At 42.5% G+C, this 24,220-nt stretch carries 26 protein-coding genes; 20 read left to right on the top strand and 6 right to left on the bottom strand.

All coding sequences use genetic code 11. The features are described 5' to 3' along the window. Window position 1: 1 nt before the first annotated feature. Window positions 2–1,630, bottom strand: a complete 1,629-nt coding sequence (locus tag GVO63_RS08940; RefSeq protein WP_159579230.1) for a diacylglycerol kinase family protein — start codon at window positions 1,628–1,630, stop codon at window positions 2–4. A 149-nt stretch (window positions 1,631–1,779) separates the two neighbouring features. On the opposite strand from GVO63_RS08940, the gene GVO63_RS08935 reads away from it, so the two are divergent. After that, complete coding sequence (locus GVO63_RS08935) at window positions 1,780–2,310, top strand: DUF2878 domain-containing protein (RefSeq protein ID WP_159579228.1); 531 nt, start codon at window positions 1,780–1,782, stop codon at window positions 2,308–2,310. A 20-nt stretch (window positions 2,311–2,330) separates the two neighbouring features. Beyond that, a complete protein-coding gene (locus tag GVO63_RS08930; protein ID WP_159579226.1) occupies window positions 2,331–3,035 on the top strand; it encodes an SDR family NAD(P)-dependent oxidoreductase in 705 nt (234 codons plus the stop codon). 53 nt (window positions 3,036–3,088) lie between these two features. Here GVO63_RS08930 and GVO63_RS08925 read toward each other — a convergent pair whose 3' ends face one another. Together GVO63_RS08925 and GVO63_RS08920 are read right to left on the bottom strand one after the other, a co-directional pair. Continuing rightward, entirely contained in the window at window positions 3,089–3,919 is an 831-nt protein-coding gene (locus GVO63_RS08925) for an HAD family hydrolase (protein WP_159579224.1), read from the bottom strand. A 176-nt stretch (window positions 3,920–4,095) separates the two neighbouring features. Next, on the bottom strand, window positions 4,096–4,680 hold the full coding sequence (locus GVO63_RS08920; protein WP_159579222.1) for a hypothetical protein: 585 nt from the start codon (window positions 4,678–4,680) through the stop codon (window positions 4,096–4,098). A 624-nt stretch (window positions 4,681–5,304) separates the two neighbouring features. Between GVO63_RS08920 and GVO63_RS08915 the strand changes: the two genes are divergently transcribed. The 5 genes from GVO63_RS08915 to GVO63_RS08895 all read left to right on the top strand — a co-directional run bounded on the left by GVO63_RS08915 (window position 5,305) and on the right by GVO63_RS08895 (window position 11,781). Further along, a complete protein-coding gene (locus GVO63_RS08915) occupies window positions 5,305–6,354 on the top strand; it encodes a DNA topoisomerase IB (RefSeq protein ID WP_236552100.1) in 1,050 nt (349 codons plus the stop codon). Window positions 6,355–6,815: 461 nt separating this feature from the next. Next, the gene (gene putP / locus GVO63_RS08910) at window positions 6,816–8,330 is read left to right on the top strand and encodes a sodium/proline symporter PutP (RefSeq protein ID WP_159579220.1); all 1,515 of its coding nucleotides are present in this window, start codon (window positions 6,816–6,818) and stop codon (window positions 8,328–8,330) included. Window positions 8,331–8,346: 16 nt separating this feature from the next. Next, complete coding sequence (proB, locus tag GVO63_RS08905) at window positions 8,347–9,456, top strand: glutamate 5-kinase (protein ID WP_159579218.1); 1,110 nt, start codon at window positions 8,347–8,349, stop codon at window positions 9,454–9,456. Further along, entirely contained in the window at window positions 9,453–10,700 is a 1,248-nt protein-coding gene (locus tag GVO63_RS08900; RefSeq protein ID WP_159579216.1) for a glutamate-5-semialdehyde dehydrogenase, read from the top strand. Before proB ends, GVO63_RS08900 begins: the two co-directional genes overlap by 4 nt. 130 nt (window positions 10,701–10,830) lie before the next feature. Next, entirely contained in the window at window positions 10,831–11,781 is a 951-nt protein-coding gene (locus GVO63_RS08895) for a mechanosensitive ion channel family protein (protein WP_159494818.1), read from the top strand. A 53-nt stretch (window positions 11,782–11,834) separates the two neighbouring features. On the opposite strand, the gene GVO63_RS08890 is transcribed toward GVO63_RS08895, so the two are convergent. Beyond that, window positions 11,835–12,389: an HNH endonuclease gene (locus GVO63_RS08890; RefSeq protein WP_159494819.1), complete on the bottom strand. Its 555-nt coding sequence runs from the start codon at window positions 12,387–12,389 to the stop codon at window positions 11,835–11,837. A gap of 338 nt (window positions 12,390–12,727) precedes the next feature. Here GVO63_RS08890 and pnp point away from each other — a divergent pair, with 338 nt between their 5' ends. The 5 genes from pnp (at window position 12,728) to GVO63_RS08865 (ending at window position 17,035) form a co-directional block, all read left to right on the top strand. After that, window positions 12,728–14,839, top strand: a complete 2,112-nt coding sequence (gene pnp, locus GVO63_RS08885; protein ID WP_120959449.1) for a polyribonucleotide nucleotidyltransferase — start codon at window positions 12,728–12,730, stop codon at window positions 14,837–14,839. Window positions 14,840–15,012: 173 nt separating this feature from the next. Beyond that, the gene (locus GVO63_RS08880; protein ID WP_061485818.1) at window positions 15,013–15,306 is read left to right on the top strand and encodes a DUF1244 domain-containing protein; all 294 of its coding nucleotides are present in this window, start codon (window positions 15,013–15,015) and stop codon (window positions 15,304–15,306) included. A 200-nt stretch (window positions 15,307–15,506) separates the two neighbouring features. After that, entirely contained in the window at window positions 15,507–16,157 is a 651-nt protein-coding gene (locus GVO63_RS08875) for a DUF3885 domain-containing protein (protein ID WP_236552099.1), read from the top strand. A 124-nt stretch (window positions 16,158–16,281) separates the two neighbouring features. Then, window positions 16,282–16,572 (top strand): hypothetical protein, encoded by a 291-nt coding sequence (locus GVO63_RS08870; protein WP_159579214.1) that lies wholly within the window; start codon window positions 16,282–16,284, stop codon window positions 16,570–16,572. A gap of 133 nt (window positions 16,573–16,705) precedes the next feature. Next, a complete protein-coding gene (locus GVO63_RS08865; RefSeq protein ID WP_159579212.1) occupies window positions 16,706–17,035 on the top strand; it encodes a hypothetical protein in 330 nt (109 codons plus the stop codon). 109 nt (window positions 17,036–17,144) lie between these two features. Here the strand turns inward: GVO63_RS08865 and GVO63_RS08860 are convergent, their stop codons facing one another. After that, entirely contained in the window at window positions 17,145–17,462 is a 318-nt protein-coding gene (locus GVO63_RS08860) for a CcdB family protein (protein WP_159579210.1), read from the bottom strand. Next, the gene (locus tag GVO63_RS08855; protein ID WP_039220515.1) at window positions 17,462–17,707 is read right to left on the bottom strand and encodes a type II toxin-antitoxin system CcdA family antitoxin; all 246 of its coding nucleotides are present in this window, start codon (window positions 17,705–17,707) and stop codon (window positions 17,462–17,464) included. Before GVO63_RS08855 ends, GVO63_RS08860 begins: the two co-directional genes overlap by 1 nt. 821 nt (window positions 17,708–18,528) lie before the next feature. On the opposite strand from GVO63_RS08855, the gene GVO63_RS08850 reads away from it, so the two are divergent. The 8 genes from GVO63_RS08850 to GVO63_RS08815 all read left to right on the top strand — a co-directional run bounded on the left by GVO63_RS08850 (window position 18,529) and on the right by GVO63_RS08815 (window position 24,085). Next, entirely contained in the window at window positions 18,529–19,317 is a 789-nt protein-coding gene (locus GVO63_RS08850; protein WP_159579208.1) for a PhzF family phenazine biosynthesis protein, read from the top strand. 743 nt (window positions 19,318–20,060) lie between these two features. Continuing rightward, window positions 20,061–20,453, top strand: coding sequence for a TonB family protein (locus GVO63_RS08845; RefSeq protein WP_159579206.1), 393 nt, complete (start codon window positions 20,061–20,063; stop codon window positions 20,451–20,453). 159 nt (window positions 20,454–20,612) lie between these two features. Then, the gene (locus tag GVO63_RS08840; RefSeq protein ID WP_159579204.1) at window positions 20,613–21,062 is read left to right on the top strand and encodes an MBOAT family O-acyltransferase; all 450 of its coding nucleotides are present in this window, start codon (window positions 20,613–20,615) and stop codon (window positions 21,060–21,062) included. 228 nt (window positions 21,063–21,290) lie between these two features. Continuing rightward, the gene (locus GVO63_RS08835; protein ID WP_159579202.1) at window positions 21,291–21,785 is read left to right on the top strand and encodes a shikimate kinase; all 495 of its coding nucleotides are present in this window, start codon (window positions 21,291–21,293) and stop codon (window positions 21,783–21,785) included. 71 nt (window positions 21,786–21,856) lie between these two features. Continuing rightward, on the top strand, window positions 21,857–22,453 hold the full coding sequence (locus GVO63_RS08830; protein ID WP_159579200.1) for a DUF998 domain-containing protein: 597 nt from the start codon (window positions 21,857–21,859) through the stop codon (window positions 22,451–22,453). A gap of 134 nt (window positions 22,454–22,587) precedes the next feature. Continuing rightward, window positions 22,588–23,043 carry a nuclear transport factor 2 family protein gene (locus tag GVO63_RS08825; protein ID WP_159579198.1) on the top strand — a complete coding sequence of 152 codons (456 nt, stop codon included), beginning with the start codon at window positions 22,588–22,590 and terminating at the stop codon, window positions 23,041–23,043. 162 nt (window positions 23,044–23,205) lie between these two features. Next, window positions 23,206–23,664, top strand: coding sequence for a hypothetical protein (locus GVO63_RS08820; protein WP_159492543.1), 459 nt, complete (start codon window positions 23,206–23,208; stop codon window positions 23,662–23,664). Between the two features lie 22 nt (window positions 23,665–23,686). Then, the gene (locus GVO63_RS08815) at window positions 23,687–24,085 is read left to right on the top strand and encodes an MAPEG family protein (protein WP_159579196.1); all 399 of its coding nucleotides are present in this window, start codon (window positions 23,687–23,689) and stop codon (window positions 24,083–24,085) included. The last annotated feature ends 135 nt before the right edge of the window (window positions 24,086–24,220 follow it).

Genomic DNA, 24,220 nt, shown 5'->3' with positions numbered 1-24,220 from the left:
CTCAATCCTTTTGTTGACTATTTACCAGCACAGTAAGACTGCGGGGAATTGTTTTGATGAAGAGGGATTCACTCTCATAAATTTCGCCATCGACTGCGTAAGCGATAGGTTTGTCGAATGTTAATGTAAGGCTAGATACGCGCGCGTGTCGGATAGTGTCAGAGTTTTTCTTTGACGATACCGGACTGAAAACAAGTTCTGCGAGAGATTGAAATTGTTTATCTGATGAGGCTTGTGGTGACAACCAGGTTATATCTAATTGTCCGTCTGTGATATCAGGTTGCTCCCCGCCTTGGGCGAGCGCTGTTGTCATAGGCGCGGCGTTGGCAATGACAAAGCTCGGCGTCTCCAAACGCTCTGTCTCGTTGTCCCCAAATGCAACATCAAAGCTCATGTTTTCATTATTTGAAATTGCATTCCATAATCCCTTCAAGTAGGCGAACTGCCCACCCACATTTTTTTCTTCTCTATCGGCAGCTGAAATCATCTTTTCTTCAAACCCGACAGCAGCAACTAAAAGCATGACATTGTCGTTGCAGGTAGCCGTGTCTATTTTCAACGTGGCCCCTTCAATGATGATGTCGCACGCGGTGCTTATGGGCATCATTTTACTTATGTAGCCGTGGAGCACTTGGCTGAGTGCATTTGCAGTCCCAAATGGAATAATCCCCATGGTAACAGGCGTGTTGATCAAAGCAGATGCAACCTCCGTTAGTGTGCCGTCACCTCCGCAAGCCACGATAATATCTACACCACTGTCTCTCGCTTCTTCCGCCAATGCCCTCCCACTAATCTCGGGCGTTGTTTCTTTAACGGTAACGCGGAATTTCTCATTGAGGCGAGACAATACATCTTCTTTGTATTGAGACCATTTTCCTCCGCCAGCGACAGGGTTTACGATCAGCGTTAGCCTTTTTTGAAGCGAAAGCATTCCCCCATCCCTAATCTGTTGTAAAGAACCTAGTTGACGTTTGTTGAGGCGAGCGGTTTGACGTATGTTGTTTATTTTTTTGAGTGCTTCATCGACGCTCAGCTTAGGGTCTTTAGCTAGCAAGTAGGCTGCGACGACTAATACAGAACGGCCCCGACCTAGGGCGCAGTGGACGACTACGTTTTTGTCCTCAGAAATCTGCTGGTTGAGCCAATTTATAGCGAGCACTAATTGCTCGGAAGTGGGACTGGTGTGGTCTAGCACGGGTACATTCAGATACCGATAGTCTTCTTGGTATGCAGTCCAATCGAGACCGTCAAATTCGGCAGTGACATCACAAATCGCGTCAATGTTGTTCTCGTTAAGCAGAGCAACATGCTTATTTGACATGCGGCATCCCAAAAATAAATGAGGTTCGATTTTTTGGAGTGGCGGGACGGTATCATTCCTACGCGCGTATTCATTGTAGAGCCATGAACCAAAAAGGAAAGGTACAAAAATCCAGCGTATATAGAATGGAATCGAGCCGTCTTCCCGCTTGCGAAATAAACTGGGGTAGTTAAGTAGGTAAGCGCTACTTACCGCGATGAGTGAAAATGCTGTCCATCCGAACAGGAGTTTCAATAAGATGAAAGGCACACTTACCGCTAACACCAACGCGATAATTGCTCCAAGCACGTAATACTTTACCATTTTCACGGTTAACACATCCTTTGCAGTTAGAAAAAGCGAATAATCTATGCATCTATACTTACAGCGGTTTGTTTTCGTTTACTTTTACGAATGCAAATTGAACTTACACGTAACGGACCACGTATGTTTTTTCATAGAAACGATGAGCATAAGTAATGAAAAACAGTGCAGTATTGAAAGTTGTTAATTTTGCGTGGTTTCAAGGAATTTGGTGGTTAGTGATATTGTTTCAAAACCAGGCTGTTATTCCTGTACTGGGCTTAATTATAGTGTGGTTTTTCCTTTCGCCAAGGCGTGTAGAGGACGCAAAGCTAATGGGAACCGTATTTCTGCTGGGAACGTTAGTAGATGCAGCGCTAACGCAAAGCGGCTTGTTTATTTTCAATGAGTCAGAGTCATTAATTAGCTTTTGGCCCATTCCGATTTGGCTAAGTTTACTTTGGGCCGCTTTTGCAGGAACTCTATACCACAGTATGACCGTGTTCAAAGGTAAAATGTTACTTGCAGCGGGCGCAGGCGCCGTCTTCGCGCCGCTCAGCTATATTGCGGGCGCTAAGTTCGGGGCTGTAGAGTTTGGCGTTGATCTGCTTCCAGCTTATATTTTCATCGCAATAGTATGGTGCATGGTGTTTCCACTATGCTTTTATTTATCAAACCGTTTTGAGGCACCACAGACTGAAGCGTAAATGCAAGGAGTGAATTGGTCATGACTAAGAATGTACTAGTTACCGGCGGTAATCGTGGCATTGGTTTTGAAATAGTAAAAGGAATGTTGGCTAAAGGGTATAAAGTATTGATGGGCTGCCGTGATGAAGAATCTGGGCTGGACGCTAAAAAAGAGCTTGTTGGTGGAGATTTACATGTTATCGAGATGCCACTTGATAATGAAGCAGCCATTATAGATGCTTATGTCCGTGCTGAGGCCGTATTTGGGCCGATTGATATTCTGATTAACAATGCCGGCGTATTGGATGATACGTCATGGCAAGAGGTCAATGCCGAGTCGATGGCGAAGTCAATGCAAGTAAATGTCTACGCACCGTTGACGCTTATTCAGCAAGCGCTACCGCAAATGATCGAACGCGGTTATGGACGGATCATTAACGTGAGTTCAAGCTACGGTAGCTTTGCCGAAGAGCTAAAGGGCCCATTCAGCTACGCAATTTCTAAAGCAGCGCTTAACGCGCTTACGGTTAAGATGGCGGCTGTGGTCGATGAAGCTGCAACTGACAAAGCTATAGACGTTACCATCAACAGTATGACACCAGGTTGGGTTCATACCAGGATGGGAGGGAGTGATGCGCCAAAAACACCGGAAGAAGGGGCCGACACGGCTATCTGGCTGGCAACTATGGAAGAAGGCGGCCCTCATGGACAGTTTTTGAAAGATAGAAAGTCTATTGCTTGGTAGGTGACTTAATCACAAAGATGAGGCTACAGCACGTAGCCTCGTTGTTTTTCAGGCTAAAGCGAAAAGCGTTCTCGTAGAAATTTAGCAATGCCGTCTTCGTCGTGGTGGCCGATAACAGAAGTGGCTGCCTCTTTGACGTAAGATTTTGCGTTTGAAGGCGCATAGGCTTCATCGGCCAGCTCGAACATACTCAGATCATTATCACTGTCACCGAAACAAATGACATTACTCGCGCCTAATTGGTTGCGTAAAAGCTCAACTGCGCTTCCTTTGCTAGCGAGTTTATGGTGGACGTCCATCCAACGGTACTCGTCCCCTTCGATTGCCGGGCCGGAATATGCGATGAGTTCATCGTGAACATTCAATTGTTGGTAGATATCGTAAACTAGGGAGGCATCGCCAATCATACTAATATTGGTAATGTGGGCTGCAGCGGGCAGTGCTTCAATAGGAGCAAGTTTGGCTTTTGTTCTAGAGAAGTATTTGTCGATTAAGTTTCGTTCTATTTGATGTTTCGGCGTTGAATAATAAATGACATGTTCGTGCTCAGGGCTGTCCATATTAACCGTATTAATGAACGGCGTGATGTTATTTTTGACAGCATGCTCCACGATAAGATTAACTTCACTCGGCGCAAGGAGATTCTCTAAGGTCAAAGCATTTCCCGTCGGATCCCATATCGCCACCCCGTTGTTGTATATGTGAGGGAGAACGAACGATTGGCCATTAAGTACAAATTGCGCTGAATGCATAGTACGTCCAGTCGCCACAGTAAACGCAATGTCGTTCTTACGAAGTAAATCTAAGGTGTCTCTGGTAAATGATGAGATTTGGGAAGACTTATCGAGAAGCGTCCCATCCAAATCAAAAAAAATTAAGTCCATACAATTTGTACTCGGTGTCTTAAAACAATAAGGTGAATACGAAACGCGAAAGGGCAATACACATAAAACTATGTCTATTGCCTCTCAGAATGGTTTGCTGACCACGTTCGTTTTAATGCTCAGTAAACTATCATACTCTAAGTATCTACACCTGCTTATTACAGGTATTTTACTTTCTAACGAATTGACTCGACAACTTTGTCAGAGTGTTGATTAAGTAGTTGTGACAGGTTAGCGGCAGACTGCGATTCTTTTAAGTTGATAATCAGCGCTACTTTTCCATATCTCACAGCATGCCTAACGGTTTGTACAACTTCGTTTCGGTCAGGGCGTAAGCCTATTAAACCAGCGACAAACAAACCGATGAAAAGACCCGGGCTGATAAGAGCAATGTAAGTAAACAAAGGGTTTTGCTTTGTTAAAGCCGGTCCAAACTGAGTGAGTAAGAAGGCGGTTAGCAAGCCTACCGCGAGACCAACAGAACCTAAAAGTAAGTGAGACGTCCACATGCTCTTACCAATAGACTCGCTATTGCGCTCCAGCTTCTTACTCATATCGGGATCACTTGCTTCTATTACTTCAATCTGAGACCCCTCTATGTTCGTATTATCTGTAACAATCTGAATGACTTCTTGCACTTTTTGGTTTGAAGAGAAAATCGCGGCGACTTGAAGCTCTTTGTCAGGAACAACGCGAGTTCTAAAATTTTCGTTGCTGTTAGCGTTATCTGAGTTGCTTTTTGCTGAATTTTCGATAGCCATTTTATCATCCTCTTATTCAGTTAATGGACACACAAGGCACTCGTGCTGTCCTACCGCATAACTTAAAGACTCAATGCTGTGTTCGTTTCAATTTGAAGCACAAATTTGTCATATGTTTTGAGAATAATTATTCAAATAGTATTCCGGGTGATTTAAAACCGGTCGTATTCTTCGGCTTTCGAGCCTTTCTTGAGTTACTATCCCTTTGAAAAGGCTATAGTTTTACGGAGTATTACAAGCGTGTTAGGTAAGGTTAAATCAACCTTTTACCCTTTATTTTGCTGCGTAACTTATCGTTCCCGTCTGCCATTTACAGTTAAACATACCGAGAGTGTGACAATCTTACACAGTAGTGAAAAAACGTTACATGACGACCCCCTCGGGCAGCGCTTGTGCGCCATTTACACTGCGTTGACTGTTTTTGATTTAGGCCCACTACACCTTTAAACAGTCGCCTTGCCTTATTGGCGTACAAACTGCTGCAAAAGTGCACAGCAAAGATCAACACGCCCTAGGGTGAGGTGATCATTTGTTTTGTTTTTTCTGTAGTTTTAATCATCTAGGCGATAAACGCTTCAAATTTTTGAATGTTGTGAGTCTTGGAAAAACAAGATGGAGAGTGATTTGACAATACGGACCAGCGGTTACTGCAATGTTTATTCAGATGATCGTCACCTGTCTATCAGGCGAGTTGCGTGTGGTAACAAGCGCTTTTACTACCGATATGCAAGTGGAAGAAAGGTATCGGGTAAACGCGTTTTGAAAAGAATTAAAAAGCTGGTAATTCCACCTAATTGGCGCGACACCTTCGTGAGTCGAGACAGCAAAGCGAGTGTTCAGGCTACCGGCTATGATGAAAAAGGGCGAAAGCAATATATTTACCACGAGAAATGGCACGAACAACAACAAATCGTGAAATTTAATAGATTAGTTGAGTTTGGAAACGCGTTGCCCATGTTTCGAGAACATTGTTTAACCTTGGTTGAACAACCTTCGTGGACATTGGAAAGAGCTTGTGCGCTCGTTTGTTTGCTACTGGACTATACAGGGGCCAGGGTGGGGAACAGTCAATACAGTAAAGAGAACAACACATATGGCTTAACAACGTTAAGACGAAAACACATACAAGCGCAGTGCGATGATAGCGTAGAGCTTGCCTATGTGGGAAAGCATGGCAAACCACGAACATTAAAAGTCAATGACCCTGAACTGGCCTCGTTAGTTTGTGACTGTGCGCAACAACAAGGTTACTGTCTATTCCGCTATCAGAGTTCAGATCAACAATGGCACGATGTCTCCAGCGAAGATGTTAATGCGTTTATTCATCGCGAGTTAGGTGAACAATTTAGTTGTAAAGATTTCAGAACTTGGGCATCCAGTCGTTTCGCGCTAACAGCAATGCCAGCCGTATTTGAACAAACAGCAAATTCGAAAACTAAGAAGTGGGAAAGTACATTAAGTAAAACGGTGTCTAAAGAACTTGGGAACACGCCTGCGGTTTGCAGGAAATATTATATTCACCCGAAGCTATTTACCGTACATGACGACCCTCACATGCTTCAAAAACTCCTGAAACAAGTCAACGCGCTTTACAACGAAAATTGTAATCAGCTTGCTCACCTACTGCCCATAGAGAAGCTTCTTTTGAATGTTATTTCTACTGATAGCGTTTAGTGGTGGGTTTTTAGTAAAAATGTTTTAGTTGGAACTAAAGTAGGTTGAATATCGTCATATAGCGACAAGGTTAAATTGTTTCATGTTTTTTGTGTCGCATTTAACTAGTTGATAAATAGACTTTAAATGTGATTTAATTTTTTATCCTTCCTGTGAAACATAATTCGTTTAAAAAAGGTGATAAGTGCGTCTTAAATCAATTTGTTTAAAATTCAAACTTGATATTTTTCTATAAATCCTTATATTATTTGAACTCTAATGATTACTGATCTATTTAAATTGCAATTGTTTGTGTTCGTTAAAGACAGCAACATTTTTTTGATAGACACCTTGAAGCGCGCGAAAGCTATCGTTCAAACCGTAGTGACATCAGCTATTTGAAGCTTGTTCTACCGCTGTCTACAAATTAGTTCTAAATCATTAAAGATTTTTCGTAAGTAAAAGAGGAAACAACATACATTATGCCAATGGAAAGTTACCTGTCGCTAGCCGTTTATTTTCTGGCGATGTTGGGAATTGGGCTATTCGCCTACCGACAATCCACGAGTGATATATCAGGTTATATTTTGGGTGGTCGACAAGTGAGCCCCCAGGTTACTGCACTTTCAGCGGGTGCGTCTGATATGTCAGGTTGGATGTTAATGGGTTTGCCAGGTGCCATGTATTTAACGGGCTTTGATGCGGTGTACATAGCAATCGGTTTGGTCGCTGGTGCACTTGCTAATTATTTACTGGTCGCGCCCAAGCTTCGTGTTTACACCGAGGTTGCGGACGATTCGCTTACCGTGCCTGAATTTTTTGCTAAGCGTTTCAATACGCCAAATTCGAGTTTGCGCATTGTTTCTGCGGTCATCATTGTGTTGTTTTTTACACTGTATACGTCTGCCGGCTTGGTAGCAGGTGGGAAACTTTTTGAAAGTGCTTTTTCGGTTGACTATCAGTTGGGGTTATTTATTACGCTAGGCGTAGTAGTGTCTTATACCCTGTTGGGCGGCTTTTTAGCAGTAAGTCTCACGGATTTTGTGCAAGGGTGCATTATGTTCGTGGCTTTAATTCTGGTGCCAATTGTCGCGTTCACTGAGTTCGATAGTGTATCGCAAATGACAAATGCGGCTTATCAATCCGTACCTAATTTTTCGGAATCGTTGGAAACACTAACGATTGTAGGCTTGTTATCAAGTTTAGGGTGGGGCTTAGGTTACTTTGGTCAGCCACATATTATCGTACGTTTTATGGCGATCCGGTCTGTCAAAGCTATCGGGGCCGCGAGAAATATTGGTATGTCGTGGATGACAGTGACCATTATTGGCGCCCTAGCAACGGGTTTTGTGGGTATTGCCTATGCTAATCAATTTGGTTTGGCGGTAGACGACCCTGAAACGATATTTATTATTTTTTCTCAATTGCTGTTTCACCCACTCGTCAGTGGTTTTTTAATGGCCGCTATTTTAGCCGCTATTATGAGTACTATTTCGTCACAATTACTGGTGAGCGCAAGCTCACTAACTGAAGATATCTACCGCGTGATAGTGAATAAGCGGTCACCGGATAAATCGTTAAGCGAAAAACAAACGGTCACAATTGGTCGTTATGGTGTAGCAGGTGTGGCTGTGGTAGCACTACTGTTAGCCATGGACGCGTCGAATACAATTTTGTCTTTAGTAAGTAACGCATGGGCAGGTTTTGGTGCTGCTTTTGGTCCGTTAGTCCTGTTTTGTCTGTATAAAAAGGACCTAACAGCGAGAGCGGCAATGGCAGGCATGATAAGCGGTGCGATAACCGTACTGTTTTGGATTTATGTTCCGGTCCTCGCTGATGGTCAAACGTTAAGCAGCGTTATTTACGAAATTATTCCAGGGTTTGCGGTAAGTACGCTAACACTCTTTTTGGTCAGTCACTTTGGTGAAGACCCATCTAGAAGCGTACAGTCTGCATTTGCGCAAGCCGGTGAAGAATTAGCAAATCAACAATCTTAAGGTTAAAAAGTTTATTATGAGTCATCCTAATTGGAAACGCGTAGTCATAAAAGTAGGTAGTGCATTAATATCGCCCAACCAGCAGGGTTGTAGCAGTCACTACTTACTGAGCATTGCACAATTCATCGTGCGATGCCGAGCTAACGGAACACAAGTTGTGCTTGTGTCTTCTGGTTCAGTGGCAGCGGGTTCACATCTGTTTCCAGAACAAGAAAAGTCGAATATTGCGGTTAAGAAAGCCATGGCAGCGGCAGGTCAGACAGAAATGATTGCCACGTGGGATAGGTTGTTTGATTTTCCCTCTGCCCAAATGCTTCTTACGCACGCTGACCTCAGAGACAGAGAGCGTTATGTAAGCATTCGCGAAACAATCTTCAGTTTATTGGAAAACAATATTCTGCCGATAGTAAACGAAAACGACACCGTTACCACTGATAAGCTTAAAGTAGGTGATAACGACAACTTATCGGCCATGGTAGCGTCTGCGGCTGAAGCTGATGCATTGATCATTTGTTCAGATATCGATGGGTTGTACGATAAAAACCCACATGAATTTGACGATGCAAAGTTGCTGAAGTCTGTTGAAACGATTGATCAAAGCATTTATGACATGGCGGGCGGTGCAGTTAAAGGCGGTGTAGGTACCGGCGGTATGCGCACTAAAATAGAGGCGGCAGAAAAAGCAGTTTCGCATGGTATAGATACATATATTATTAACGGCTTTACTGAGCTGTCATTTAATATGCTATTGGCCGGTGAAAACCCTGGTACGCATTTTAAACCACACGCCAAACCAATGCAGGAAAACGTGCATTGGATGCGTCATACGTCTAACGCGCAAGGCGAGGTAATTGTGGAAGGGGACTTTGACGCCTCTTTAGCTGGCGACGCTGAGCAACTTACCAGCAGCGAAATCATCGATGTAAAAGGTGAATTTTCTGTAGGCGATACAATTTTAGTGCGTAAAGAGGACGGCACTAAGCTGGTAAAAGCAAAATCGAATTACAGCAGTTGTTTATTGAATTTTATTGCTAATCAGGAAAATGAAGACTTCGCCCACGAATTTGAAGAGAAAACTGGGCCTATCATTTCTGATCAGCACATAGCAAATTTGGAGAAAGAATGAGTATTATTACAGAGTTAGCACAACAGGCTAAAAAAGCTGCACGTACATTGGCTATTCTAAGTGAGAGTCAAAAGAACGCAGTACTAACAGACATGGCCGCAGCAATTCGTGCGAACAAAAGCAAGATTATTGACGTAAACGAAAAGGAAGTGGCGCGCGCCAAGGAGAATAATTTGGATGCCGCAATGGTAGATCGCTTAATTCTGAACGATGAGCGTATTGAGGCCATGGCTGAAGGTATCGAAGTTATCGTTGAACTCGATGACCCTGTAGGAAAAGAGCGCATTATCGGTACACGTCCTAACGGCATCGAGATTAAGAAAATGCGTATTCCGTTGGGTGTTGTGTGCATGATCTATGAAGCACGACCTAATGTTACTGCCGATGCAGGTGCACTTTGCTTTAAATCGGGCAATGCAGTGATATTACGTGGTGGTAAAGAAGCACTTGATACAAGTTTAGCCATTGCAGAGCTTATGCAGGATGTGTTGGAAAAGCATAATCTTCCCAAAGCGTTGGTGACGGTTGTGCCAAACCCTGACCGTGCCCTTATGCAAGAGTTAATGGAACAGCGTGACTATATTGACGTCATTATCCCTCGCGGTGGCGAAGGGCTGATTAATTATGTGACAGATAACTCAAAAGTACCGGTTATTCAGCACTTTAAAGGCGTGTGTCACCTATATGTTGATAAGGATGCTGATCTAGATAAAGCGTTAGCAATCCTCTTAAACGGCAAGACACAGCGTACAGGTGTATGTAATGCGCTAGAAGGCCTAGTGGTTCATCAAGCTGTTGCAGGCGATTTTTTACCCCAAGTTGCTCATGCTTTTAAAGAGAAAGGCGTTAAGGTTCATGTGAATGAAGCTGGCAGTCAGTATTTTGAGGGAGCCGACGTAATCGCTGAAGATGCGTATGGCGAAGAATATCTTGGTTTAGAAATTGCCATTCGCGTAGTTGATGATTTCGACGCTGCAATTGAGCACATCGCCCAGTTTGGTAGTAATCACACTGAGGTTATTGTTACCGAGGACGCTGAGAAAGGTAAGCTTTTCCAGCGTGCCGTAGACGCCAGTGTTGTGATGGTAAATGCCTCTTCGCGCTTCTCAGACGGCAGTCAGTTAGGTTTAGGTGCAGAAATTGGTATTGCAACAACTAAGCTCCACGCTTACGGTCCAATGGGCTTGGAATCTCTGACATCTGAGAAATATCTTGTGAATGGCGAAGGCCAGATTCGCGAATAATAGAGATAAGCAATAACTGGTCGGCATTGTGCCACGAGTTTACATGCTTCATAATGACAAGCGCTGACATTCGTCGGCGCTTTTTTTCGCCTATTCAAAGATTTACCTTCACAGTACAAATGGAGCTTACATGGAGATAGTGATAGACCCAGCGCAGATATGGCAACAACTTATCGTTTTTGCGAGCGATTACAAGCTGCTGACGTCTTTAGTGCTCTTAATCGTACTGCACTTCATTAAGAAGGGGTTATTGCTACTCATTAGACGGATCAGCTCTCAACGTGGAGAAGACCGTCGAAATCAAATAAATATCTTAGAGCAGCTAGGCAATGCGTTCATCATCATTGTACTGATGATGGTGTGGAGTTCAGAGATACAGACCCTGGCGATCTCTATCGCTGCCTTCATGGTTGCCATTGTGCTAGCCACCCGTGAGTTTATTCAGTGTTTTATGGGGTTTATTTACTACCTTGGCGCGAGGCCATTCAGAGTAGGTGACTGGATCCAAATGAATAATATCATTGGTGAAGTGGTAGAGATGGACTGGGCAAAAACCGCCTTGCTCGAAGTAGATCCAGAAAGTTTTAATTACACCGGTAAGCACGTATATGTGCCGAACAGCCAGTTAGTTACTCAGACAGTACGTAACTTAAACTTTATGCGTCGTTACCGTTTACATTCTTTTGAGATTGTTAATGAGCCCACTGTGAACGCTTATAGCTTGCTGCCTGCTTTTCATGCTAGAGCGCAAGCACATTGCGAATATTTCCGCGATGTTGCAGAGCGTTACAAGGGGTTAATTGAACGGCATCTTGACCAAGAGTTTATTCGCATTGACCCAGAAGTTGAGATAAAAACCAACGAACTTGCAAAAGTTGTGGTTAAAGTGAGTTTGTTTTGCCCCACGGCAGAAGCGCATGAATTAGAGCATAAAATGTGTTCAGACTGGCTGAGTTTGTGGTTTAGAGCGCAAAAAGAAGAGCAGGCGTCGCTTATGCAACAGCAAAGTGATTTAAATGCCAACAGCACGCAACATGCGGTCAATACAGATCAACAAACGTCGACAAGCACCGGACTGTAGTAAGAGATAATAGAGCACGACGTAGCCAACGTTTTACAAACGTGGGGGCTGTGCTAATCCAGACACGTCCAATTTCTTTTATGCGAAAAATGTCCTTTAAGAAAAGCCATCTGATCTGACAATATACGCCGATTCATCAAATAAAAGCGTTCATAAATATTTGGCCTAAAAGGAACGGCTAAAAGGGGCATATTAGCCTCTTCCGGCGTTTTCGCTGCCTTTGCATGATTACATCGTTGACACGCGGTCGCGACGTTTGTCCAAGTGTCTTTACCGCCGCGTGAGCGGGGAATGATATGGTCGCGGGTGAGTTGCTTTGGCGAAAATTTTTGACCGCAGTATAAACACAAGTAGCTATCGCGCCGGAACAAGAAGCGGTTCGTTAGGGCGACTTTACCGGACATGTCAGTGACCTTGCCGTCACAAGCAATGATGCTTGAAAGAGTAAGTTGACTTTGGAGCCCTTCATGATTCCAGCCTCCTTTCAGCGTAATGGCATCGCTGCCTAGTTCAAAAAGGACCTTTTCTTGACTGTAAAGCTTTGCGGCGTGTTCAACATCTATCCACTCTTGTGGCATGCCTGCTTTGTTAAGTCGAAGTACCAACATGGTGATCTCCTCTAGCGCACGTAAATCGGTCGTTCTTGTTTTAATAAGCGCCAAATTTTCTGTCAGCGCTTAAGGTGGGCGTGAATAGTAAGGTTTAGGTTGTTTTCTGTTCTAGCATACGCTGTTTTATGTCAATATGATGAAAATATAGTCAATAATTGAAGTTTCACAGATATTTCATATAGTCATGGTGTGATGAAAGTCGACGAATACACAAAAAATAACGAGACAAATTCCTCATGGCGCTGAATTTGGGAATGGTATTAACGCCACTTCAAAGCTATACTATGCGCCGCGTTTAAAAGCGATAAATAAAGATTGAAATTAAAGGACAAATAGTGACTCCTATTACTAAATCATTTCAGTATGGACAGCATACTGTAACTCTAGAGACGGGTGTAATTGCTCGTCAGGCAACAGCTGCGGTTCTTGCGAGCATGGACGATACGTCTGTACTGGTAACAGTAGTTGGTAAAAAAGAAGCCAAGCCAGATCAAGACTTCTTCCCTCTAACAGTTAATTACCAAGAAAAAGCATACGCTGCGGGTAAAATCCCAGGTGGTTTCTTCAAGCGTGAAGGCCGTCCATCTGAAGGCGAAACATTGACTGCGCGTCTTATCGACCGCCCAATTCGCCCATTATTCCCAGAAGGTTTCAAAAACGAAGTACAGGTTGTTGTTACTGTAATGTCTGCTAACCCAGATATCCCTACAGACATCATCTCTATGATTGGTACTTCAGCAGCCCTTGCTATCTCTGGTATTCCTTTCAACGGCCCAATTGGTGCGGCTCGTGTAGGTTATAGCAACGGTGAATACATTCTAAATACACGCGCAGAAGAGCAAGCTGAAAGCCAGCTTGACCTTGTTGTTGCGGGTACTGAAGGTGCAGTACTTATGGTTGAATCAGAAGCTGACGTGCTTTCTGAAGATACTATGCTAGGTGCGGTAATGTTCGGTCACGAGCAACTTCAAACGGTTGTTAAAGCGGTGAACGAATTTGCTGCTGAAGTTGGCACTGAGAAGTGGGACTGGGCACCAGAAGCAGAAAACACGGCACTTAAAGATAAAGTCAAAGCACTTGCTGAAGCTGAAATGACAGCGGCTTACCAGATTTCTGACAAGTTAGAGCGTAAAGACGCGGTAACTGCAGCAACTGAAAAAGCGCTAGAAGCTATCCTGGCTGAAGACGAAGAACAAGATAAAAAAGAAGTACTAGATCTTCTTCACGAACTTGAGTCTGACGTTGTACGTTCACGCATCCTTTCTGGCGCGCCACGTATCGACGGTCGTGAGCCTGCAATGATTCGTGCGCTAGACGTAGCAACAGGTATTCTTCCTCGTACTCACGGTTCTGCACTATTCACCCGTGGTGAAACGCAGGCAATTGTTGCTGCTACTTTAGGTACAGAGCGTGACGCACAGATGATTGACGAGCTTCAAGGTAAGCGCGACAGCCGTTTCATGCTTCACTACAACTTCCCTCCATACTGTGTTGGTGAAACTGGTATGATTGGTTCGCCTAAGCGTCGTGAAATTGGTCACGGTCGTCTAGCGAAGCGTGGTATTCAAGCAGTAATGCCAAGTGAAGAAGAATTCCCGTACGTAGTACGTGTGGTTTCTGAAATCACAGAATCAAACGGTTCATCTTCAATGGCGTCGGTATGTGGTACTTCACTAGCGCTTATGGATGCAGGTGTTCCAATTAAAGCGTCTGTTGCGGGTATCGCAATGGGTCTAGTTAAGAGTGACGACAACTTTGTTGTACTTTCAGACATCCTTGGTGACGAAGACCACCTTGGCGACATGGACTTTAAAGTAGCGGGTACTACCGACGGTATTACTGCACTTCAAATGGACATTAAGATTGAAGGTATTACTAAAGAAATCATGCAAATTGCGCTTAAACAAGCAAAAGAAGCACGTTTGCACATTCTTAAGGTAATGGACGAAGCCATTGGCGGTCACCGTGAAGAGCTAAGTGAATTTGCTCCACGCATCTACACAATGAAGATTGACCAAGACAAGATCCGTGACGTTATCGGTAAAGGCGGCGCAATGATCCGTCAAATTACTGAAGAGTCTGACACTAACATTGAGATTGAAGACGACGGTACTATCAAAATCTTCGCGACAGAGCGTGCGAAAGCAGACATCGCTATTAGCAAGATTGAGCAAGTAACGGCTGAAATTGAAGTGGGTAAGACTTACAACGGTAAGATTACACGTATTGTAGACTTCGGTGCGTTTGTAGAAGTACTTCCAGGTAAAGAAGGTCTTGTTCACATTTCACAAATCGCTCACGAGCGTGTGAACAAGGTTACTGACTACCTTAAAGAAGGTGAAATGGTTGACGTTAAGGTTATGGAAATCGACCGCCAGAACCGTGTACGTTTAAGCATTAAAGAGCTTCTAGAAAAGCCTGCGCCTAAGTCTGACGACGCAGAGTAATACCAGCTAGGTTTTAAACTTAGTTAGTTATGTTTAAGTAAAAAGGGAGCTTGGCTCCCTTTTTTCGTTTTAGGTTTTAAAAGTAATAACGGGTTGGGTTTTACCCGATAACCCACACATTTAAGCCATACATTTAGGCCATAACGAAAAGCGCTTTTTAGAGGTATTTGATAATGGATAAGCAAACGCAAACTGAAGTAGAAGCAGCGGTATTCCGCCGCTTAGTAGAACACCTAGACGCGAACAAAGACGTTCAGAACATTGACCTGATGATTTTGGCGGATTTCTGCCGTAACTGCTTAGCTAAATGGTATTCGGCTGCTGCAAGCGAGCAGGGCGCTGATATCGACTATGAAGCCGCACGCGAAGTGGTTTATAAAATGCCGTATTCAGAGTGGAAAGAGAAGCATCAGCTTCCAGCTACCGATGAGCAGTTGGAAAAGCTGGCTGCTAGACAGAAAAAGTAACAGTTGAAATGTGTTTAAGAAGCCAGCGAAAGCTGGCTTTTTTGTTTTTGGTTTGAATGAAATGCACTAAAAGCACTTGCACGCTGATTTAGTGTTTTTAATAAATGAACGAAAAGCGACATTACGGTTTTTTCTTTATTTCTCTGTTGGTTGTGGTTTAGAGTAGTAAGGAGAAAAAAGGAGAACTGCCCCAAAGTGGTGTGGAAAAGCATGACGGTATGGGGACGAGTAAATTGTTAGAGAGCACAGGAATGATCGAGGAAGCTTTTAAAACCTTTGGAAAACATTCATTCCAACATGCCATATTTTATTCAAACCAAGATTGCTTGAGATTTGAGCTTTCAGAAGGTGCAGAATTTGATTCTAGAATCTCGATGTTTCAGACGGCTTTAACTAGAACAACTGATGTTCTTAATACTGTTTTTGAAAAATCTGACGAAGTATCAATATGTTTTGCATTTGCAGGAGATTCGTTCATTGAAAACTTATCTCAGTTCAAAGAAATCAAAAGCCTTGGGTTCAATATACCCAAGAAGCGTTACGTATTCAGTGAATGGGACGAAGACGAAGAGTGGCATCGCAACTATATCTTCTTCACTATCGACAAATCAGAACTGCACAAACTACTGTTTGGCTGCCTTGCGAATGAATTAGGTATAAGTCCGTCATTTTGGTTCAGTATGTATGTTTTCGATGTCAAACTTGGTGTCTTAGCTCATCCATATGACGATAGAGGTATGGATTTGGTAGGGCCCAATAAATTTATCTTACGAAGAATTTATAAGCATTATAATAGTTGGCTTCTAAACTACGATTTGCCTGTTATGCGTCAGTGGTTTGGTGCTCTCTAACAAAACACTAAAGGCGCTCGCGCTGCTCGCTGGGACGCTAACACATGGGCTGCGTCACTTCGTTCCTAATTTTAGCCCATGTATTATCGCCCCTTAGTGGGGTGTTATACGCAAAAGGAAACCTGTGAGTAAAAAGGAATTTATTGGTCTTGTTGTATTAGTTTGCCTACTCAATTTTTTACTTCAAATTTGGTATGTAGGTAATGCAGGTGATTTCATTGCAAATTATGTTGGTTATCCAATAAGCGTTTTCATCATTCCTATTTTCTTATCACAATTGCTCCCTTATATTGCTCTTTCAGCTAGCTCAAAGTCTCTGGCGCTAAAACAAAAACTGCAGTTATTTGGTATTCCTTGCTTTGTTTCGGTATGTTTAGTTTGTGGCTTTTACTTAGTAATGCAATATGGCGGTTGATTTTGGCTATTGCGTATAACAAATTATGTCACTCGCTGCCGCTCGCTGGGACGCAAACACGTGCGCGGCTTCGCCATTATGCCCCACGTGTCTGCGTCCCTTATTTAAAAGTTAGGTACTCAAAAGGAATACTATGAAAACTTTTGTTGTTTCATTCTTGTCTTTTATCGCAGGCATCGCGGTTATGTTTATACTTCACTTAGAAGACACAGTAAGAGATTCAAAAATCAAAGTAACTCAAGACCTTGAGTCATTTACTTACATTACTGAAAACCTAAACCAAAATGACTTAGAGGCCGTTTCTAGGTTAAGTTGTAATAGGCTAAATGGTGCAATGTTAGCAGCAAATACGATTACAGAAACACCTCATAGAAGCCTTGGCGACTTTGACGAAAAAAGGTTTATTTCTTTCCAAGAAAAGGCTCAGAAGCTCCTAAAAACAAGGGTGTGTGCACGTACCTAAAATTAACAAGCGGTTCCTTGGAGAGGACTAAACAAGACAGGCTCATTTGTGCACTTCTCTAGGCACATTACGTCGTCATTCCCACCTGTCTGAGTCTCTTATAGAAAGGCTATATTCCAGTAATAGCAAAGTCTATTGCACTTAGTAGCAATTCCCGGGATTGCGCTAAAGAACCGATGCAGTCCTTGAGCACATCTTCGGGTATGGAGCTAAGTTGTTGAGTCAGGAATAGGTATGTCTCGCCTTCAAATTCTATCTCCGGCGTAAGGTTTTTCATATAAAGACTATTTTTAGTCTTACTCTTTGTCAGCGGTACAACTAGCCTTGTTACTAATTGGTCAATTACAGAGTTTTGAACATCTACAAGAAAGGGGTAAGCTTTATTTGTTTTTGAGCTTGGGTTTCTGTAAACATCAAACTGTGCCATTAGAAGTTCCTGTACTCATCACCTATACAGCCGTTCTCAGCAACAAACTCATTGTACGCAGCTATGGCAGCTTTGTTTTCTTTTTTCCACCTTTCTTCTTCAACACTTTTCAACTTGTCTTTAAGTGCCTGTTCTAAGGTTGCAGACAGGTTAACTTTTAAGTCTCTAGCTTTTTGTAATAAGTCGCTGTTTAAGCTTAAATTAGTCGCTTTTTTTGGGGCATGGATGTCATATAAATCTTGCATGCTATCACTCCAAATTGTTCTACATGTTAAGTATACGCATAGGGATGCGCATTGCAAAAAATAGGTTCTTAACAAACCCGGAATTGTTATGTAGAGATGTATACATATAGTGCCTGTCTTACTATCTATTAAAATGCAAAGTTAACCGAGTAATCGCATCGCAATGTGTCGTCCTTGAACCCGCTACTGATGTTGATTCTGCGCGTATTGCTCTAGGTGAGTTACTTTGCCGGCGGCGTGCTTAAAGCAGGTTTCAAACTGCGTGGTTAAAGTTATCCAATGTTCTTGTTCAATATTGAGGCGCTCTAAAATAGAGGGTAGGTTATGCTCAACCATGCCGCTCTAGTTTTTGTGAATATATCGGCTGGTTATATCTACAAGCTGTAAGTAGTCTGGAAGAGTAAAAGGTAAACCGTGTGGTATCTCTAGTCTTGGGTTGTCTGCAAAAGGCATAAGTCGTTTAGGTGTTTTACCTAACTTAGCAGCGTTAATACGGTATTGAATACTGGTATAAATGAAACAAGACAGGCATCCTTGTGCCTATTGCCCGTTGTGTCATGCATTTAAAAGGAGAGTTTAAATGAAAGGTATTTATCGAATTCTTATGGCTCTGGCTCTTCTAGTCGCAGCTATAACATCTTACAGTATGGGAGTTCATTCAGGTGTGTTCCTGTTCATCATTTTGGGCTTTGTTCTAGAAGGAGCATTTTGGTTCGGCTTGTTTTCAATTAAAAGACGAAAAGAGGCCTAGCGATATGTACCAGCACTTGAATAGCCGTAACTGCTTCGCGTTGGGTTTTCAGCATACATAAGGAAGATAGATGAAGCTTAAGATGTTTCAGGTTGATGCTTTTGCAAATCATGTTTTTGAAGGTAATCCCGCTGCAGTATGTCCATTAGAAGCTTGGCTTGATGATAGTTTGTTACAAGCCATTGCCGAAGAGAACAACCTCTCTGAAACCGCATTTTTTGTTCCGGCGGGGAATGCTTATGAGTTGAGATGGTTTACACCAGCTGAGGAAGTTGACCTTTGTGGGCATGCGACTCTTGCTGCGGCTCATGTACTCTATACCCATTTACACTACACCAAACAGGATATAGTGTTCCTTACCCGCAGTGGGCCTCTCTCTGTCACGCGCAGAGGCCCTGGTTTTTGTATGGATTTTCCGGCTGCATCACTAGTCGTCACTGAAGCACCATTAGCGCTAGCTAAAGCGCTCGGCAAAACTCCTAAAGAAGTACTATCCGGGTTTGACTATATAGTTGTTTTTGATTCTGAAGAAGAAATCAAATCGCTAAAGCCGGATTTTGAAAAGCTCAAAGAACTTGGGTTACGAGGCGTGGTTGTTACTGCGCCAGGACAAGAGGTCGATTTTGTTAGCCGCTGTTTCTTTCCTAAACTTCGAGTGAACGAGGATCCAGTCACAGGTTCTGCTCACTGTGAACTTGCACCATATTGGGCTAGCCGTTTCGGTCGCAACAAGCTTAGTGCTCGACAGCTGTCTAAGCGGTCGGGCAGCGTGGAATGTGAAGTCAAAGATGATCGAGTATTCCTATCGGGGAACAACGTGGACTATATGAGCGCAGAGATTAATATCCCGCAAAACTAACTAAAGAAGACAGGCACTTTATATTCCATAAATAGTAATGGACTTGCCGTCGTATTATTGGCCTTTTTCTGTGCATGGTGGCAAAAACAAGCGGCGGCTAACACGTAAGCTCCCGTCATCTCGTTCCTTATTTTAGTCTACGTGTTATTGCCCCTGCTTTGAGGTGTTAGCTATTTTGGTAAACATGCTATTTTCATTCGCTATTTTCTTACTCTATTTGTCACCAATTGCCTTTGTATTCTTATACTCTAAATATGAATATCAGCATTCATTAGCAGACAGTTTTAAGAGATGGAGAAACTCCAAAATAATCGGCATTGTATATTTCGCTGTGTTGACTTTTTTCATAGTTACGACTGAAGGTAGGAGTTGGAGACTATCAACTTATTGGTATTTGCTATGGGAACCGGGTTTAAGTGTCAGCCTTATCGTATTCTCAAAACCTGCCAGTGAGATTATAGAAGGCTTCTCCTCACTAGATCATTTCGGTGAGGACTTTGGACATATTTTAGGGTGGTTCGGCTTGTTGTACGTATCATATATACTCGGGGTTGAAGTTTTAAGACATAGCTAACACTCGCTCCGCGGGCTGAGACGCTAATATTTAAGCGACTCGCTTAGTTCGTGGGAGCAAAAAATACGTAGGCTCCTAGCGGTTCACTTGTTATGGTAGTTTATGTATCTCTGCCCGTCCTTCGGGTAAGGCTAACACTCAGTAAAATTAACTACAAAAAGGGAAATTTATGAAAAACGGAATTCTCACAGCACTTATTTTCACGATAGTCGGTTGCTCTGCAAACGCGACGATTTCTCCTCATCTCTCATCAGAGCCTATTGAAGTTACAAATGACGAGCTTGTTCAATATTGGACAATGAAATTTAATTCGTTTTCTTTTAATTCTGAACCCAAGGGCAAAGTTGCTTCTATGCCAAAAGGCTATGTAAAAATCCGCTATTTGATTGATTCAGACGGAAATACATTTAATGCTAGTGTAGTGGAATCAAAGCCGGTAGGTGTGTGGGACGAGCAAGGTTTGCTTGCTATTAAGCAAATGCAATTTGCTCCAACCACCAATAATGATGCTCGTGTACCTGTTTATGCGACTACTGTTTTTAAATTTGAGCAGGGCAACTGATGCAAGTCAACGCTATAAGCGCGCCTAAAAAAATACGATTGTCATTGGTAGACGCTCACCGGAGAGCAAACACGCGGGCTAAAATATGAGTAGTAGGCTAGGTTGTTCAGTTAACTTTAATTACCCCTATTATTTGTGTGTTCGTTACACGGAATCATTATGAAAAGTACTGTGTCACTTGCACAATTTGTTAAAAAACGAAATGGGGTTCCATTAGGGGCAAGTGGCTCCATGAGAAACATGCTTTTCCGTGCTTTCGGAGCAAGGTCCTTTCAGGTGTTTTGGCGGCATTGGAATCCTATTTGGGGTTACTATTTATCGCGCGATATCATGCGACCGCTTGCGAATTTTCTACCCATTTCTTTAGCTACACTTATTACATTTCTTGTGAGCGGTGCACTTCATGATATTGCAGTATCAATTGTCAAATGGAAAACCGTTCTATTTTTCACGCCTTGGTTTGGGTTAATGGGCTTGATAGTTATCGTTTCGCAAGGGGCGGGGATATCGTACGGGAAGGTGAGTTGGCCTGCTCGTGCATTGATAAATGCATCGTTTATTTTAGTCTCGTTAGGCCTAACGTACTTCGTGGAAACGATGTATTCTTAACAGAAAACAAACAGGCATACATGGAAAGTAAAATGTGGTTTAAAGACGCAGAGTTAGATTTAGAGACTATAAATTTCACGCCGTTAATAATGGAACATGCAGACGCTTTAGTGAATGCGCAAACGATACTCAATACTTCGATGTGCTAATAAAAGAAAAGTATGGGGAATAAATACTCGCTAACTTTCTACTAGCGAGTGCTAAAGGGCTTTAAGAAGGGACAAAGATTTGACTAAAATTTTAATATTCGGAAATTCCGGTTCAGGCAAATCTACGCTAGCGCGCCGCTTGTGCGATACTCACGGTTTAGCACATTTAGATCTCGATACCCTTGCATGGAAACCCACAAGCCCGCCAGAAAGAAAGCCGGTTAAAGACTCTCTTGAGGACATACAGGCATTTATTTCTTCTCATGAGAATTGGGCCATTGAAGGGTGTTACACGGACCTGCTTAAGCTTGTAGAGGCGCAGTCTACTGAAATAGTATTTATGAATTTACCCATTGAGTTGTGTATCGCTAACGCGAAATCAAGACCTTGGGAGCCACATAAATACAAGACCAAACAAGCCCAAGATGATAATTTACCCATGTTGATAGACTGGATTGGCCAATATTCAAAAAGAAACGATACGTTTTCTTATACTGCACACAAGCAGTTCTATGAAAAATATAGCGGCAGTAAAAAAATAATTACTCAAAATATCCCGCATCAATTCATTTAAAACGTTATCGGGCTTGAAATAGGCCTTCGAATAATTATTGTAAGCACCGCACAATCAAGGAGGACATTAATTTGGATAGCTTTATATCTTTTACAGGGATAGCTGCGTCAGTTTGGATAGTTTTCGGCATTTACATCGCTTCTCGTTTCTATCCAAATTATAGCCATACGAAGCAGTTTTGTAGTGAACTTGGTGCATTTGGTAGCCCAACACAGAAACTCTCTCCTGCAATCAATAATTACCCGTTGGGCTTATTATTCACTCTGTTTGGGTATTACCTCATTAACTCACATCCAGACCATATGCCAACAATGGTTATCGGTGCAATGACAATAATACATGGCATCTGTACTTGGGTTTGTGGCTATTTCCCAATGGACGCCGACCCTTATACAACAACTCCTTCGAAAAGTTGCAAAATCCACACGTGGTCAGGGCTAATAATGTTAGTGTCGTTTATCGTAGCACCGCTGATTGTTACTTTTTCTAGCTATTATAATTTGCCACTACGTTTTTTCTCTACACTGAGCGTTGTTGGCTGTATTTACTTTTCTTATAAACTAGCAAAGTCTCTTGAACGAAAAACTGTTCCAGGACTTTATCAACGCCTTAGTTACGGCTGCCAAATTCTATGGTTGCTTATCTACTCAATATTCATGGTTTTATAGTGCCCAGGGTAATGTTAATTATGCTATTTTCAACTAACGTTTACGAGCTATCGAAGCTTTGAAACTCAAATGTTAGCAAGGCGATAAGTGAAACCTAGCTTAGCGTTTATGCAAAAATCAACAGGGAGGTTTTCATGAAAATCGTTTTACTTTCAGCGCTTATTTATTTGTGGTCGATACAAGTATTTGCACAAACTGATTTAGAAGAACTTGGTAGAAAATATTTTACGGCGTGGTCAGCAACGCAATCTCCAAAAGCTACAGAGCATGATTTAGATAAATATCTGTCGCTGCTTAGTAGTGATGTTGCACATCAGCATTTACCGTACGATTCTGACGATTCCCGCATGCCAGATGGTAAAGCGCGCATTCGCGAGGGGATGCTTTATTACTTGGGTGCACACGTCTCTTATACCGCCCAACTCAACCATATAATACCTGCACACAATGCCATTGCTATTTCATACACTGCAACGAGTAAGGGCATTCACCCGCAAACCAAAGAACTTATTGAACTAGAGTACCAAACATTAGAGGTGCTAGAGATTGAAGATGGTAAAGTAGCTGTGATAAGAAAATACGAAGAGTAATGGTAACCCATCAATCATAGTGTTATTTTTTACTTTAACGAGATGTTGGCCTAGTGCGCATTCATGAGGAGGTTAGGTTTGCGCTAATCTTCGATAATTTGTGGGTTAATTGCGAACCTATTGATGTTTAGGCTATTCAATACCGTGCTTATATGGAAAATTATGTTTAAGAAAATTTTAAAGGGATTTGGAATCGCGATACTCTCCCTTGTTGTTTTGTTTACCCTAGTCGCTGTATGGTCAGGCTATAAATCGTCTCAGTATGAAGAAACTGCCATTCCCTATATGGATACTGCAATAGCAGATATTTCTACGTGGGAATTAGAAACGTTTAAAAGATATCTTACTGAATCTGAGCTTGAAAATATTAATGAGAGCGATCTAGAAAGGCTCATAAGGGCTTTATCAAAAATGGGTAAGTTAGTTGAAATTGGTGAGTATCAGTTCAACACGGTGACATCACGAGCGCTTGTAGGGGGAGGTTCGGGAACCTTTGTTACCTATACAGTACCTACTGTATATGAGAATGGAGACGCTATGCTAACTATAACTCTAAAAGAAGAAGATACTTCCTTTTCTGTTTATCACTTCAAATTAAATTCGCTGGCGCTGTTTGACTAACGAGTATGTGTAGCTCATTAATATGTCCAGTTTAATACTTCCACTGTTTACGCATGTACTCCTTTGTACTGTGCTTTACGCATTACTCACTTTAGCTCGCGCACCGGTTGTGTGGGGAGTGGGGCAAAACAAAGATGGTTCAAACCCGTTCAGCAATATTCAGCCTAAAATTAGCGCAAACCTAAGTAATCAGTTCGAGTGGCCAATATTCTTTTACATTGCCTGCGTGTTGCTAATCGCAATGGATGAGCCAATAGACAGTGTGCAAATCTACTTGGCTTGGGTATTTGTAATTGGCAGAGTGTTGCACAGCATTGTTCAAATATTTACCGACAATATCAGATTGCGTGGTATGGTGTTTACCATCAATTTTGTTGCTGTTTTGACAATGTGGGTGTTACTTGTAATTGAGCATCTATAAGAATTCAGGGCATTAAAGTTATGGAAGACGTTTTAGAACCTCTGGGCCGGTTTATACTTCGAATACTTAAGTGGATAGTCGTAGAAGTTATCATTGAATTGGTTTTAAAAAGTACAGGCCATATGGTGCTTAAGC

Source organism: Alteromonas sp. KUL106 (assembly GCF_009811415.1).
In the GTDB taxonomy this organism is placed as follows: domain Bacteria; phylum Pseudomonadota; class Gammaproteobacteria; order Enterobacterales; family Alteromonadaceae; genus Alteromonas.
Note: the sequence above shows the minus strand (reverse complement) of the source record. Positions and strands in the feature narration are given on the sequence as shown.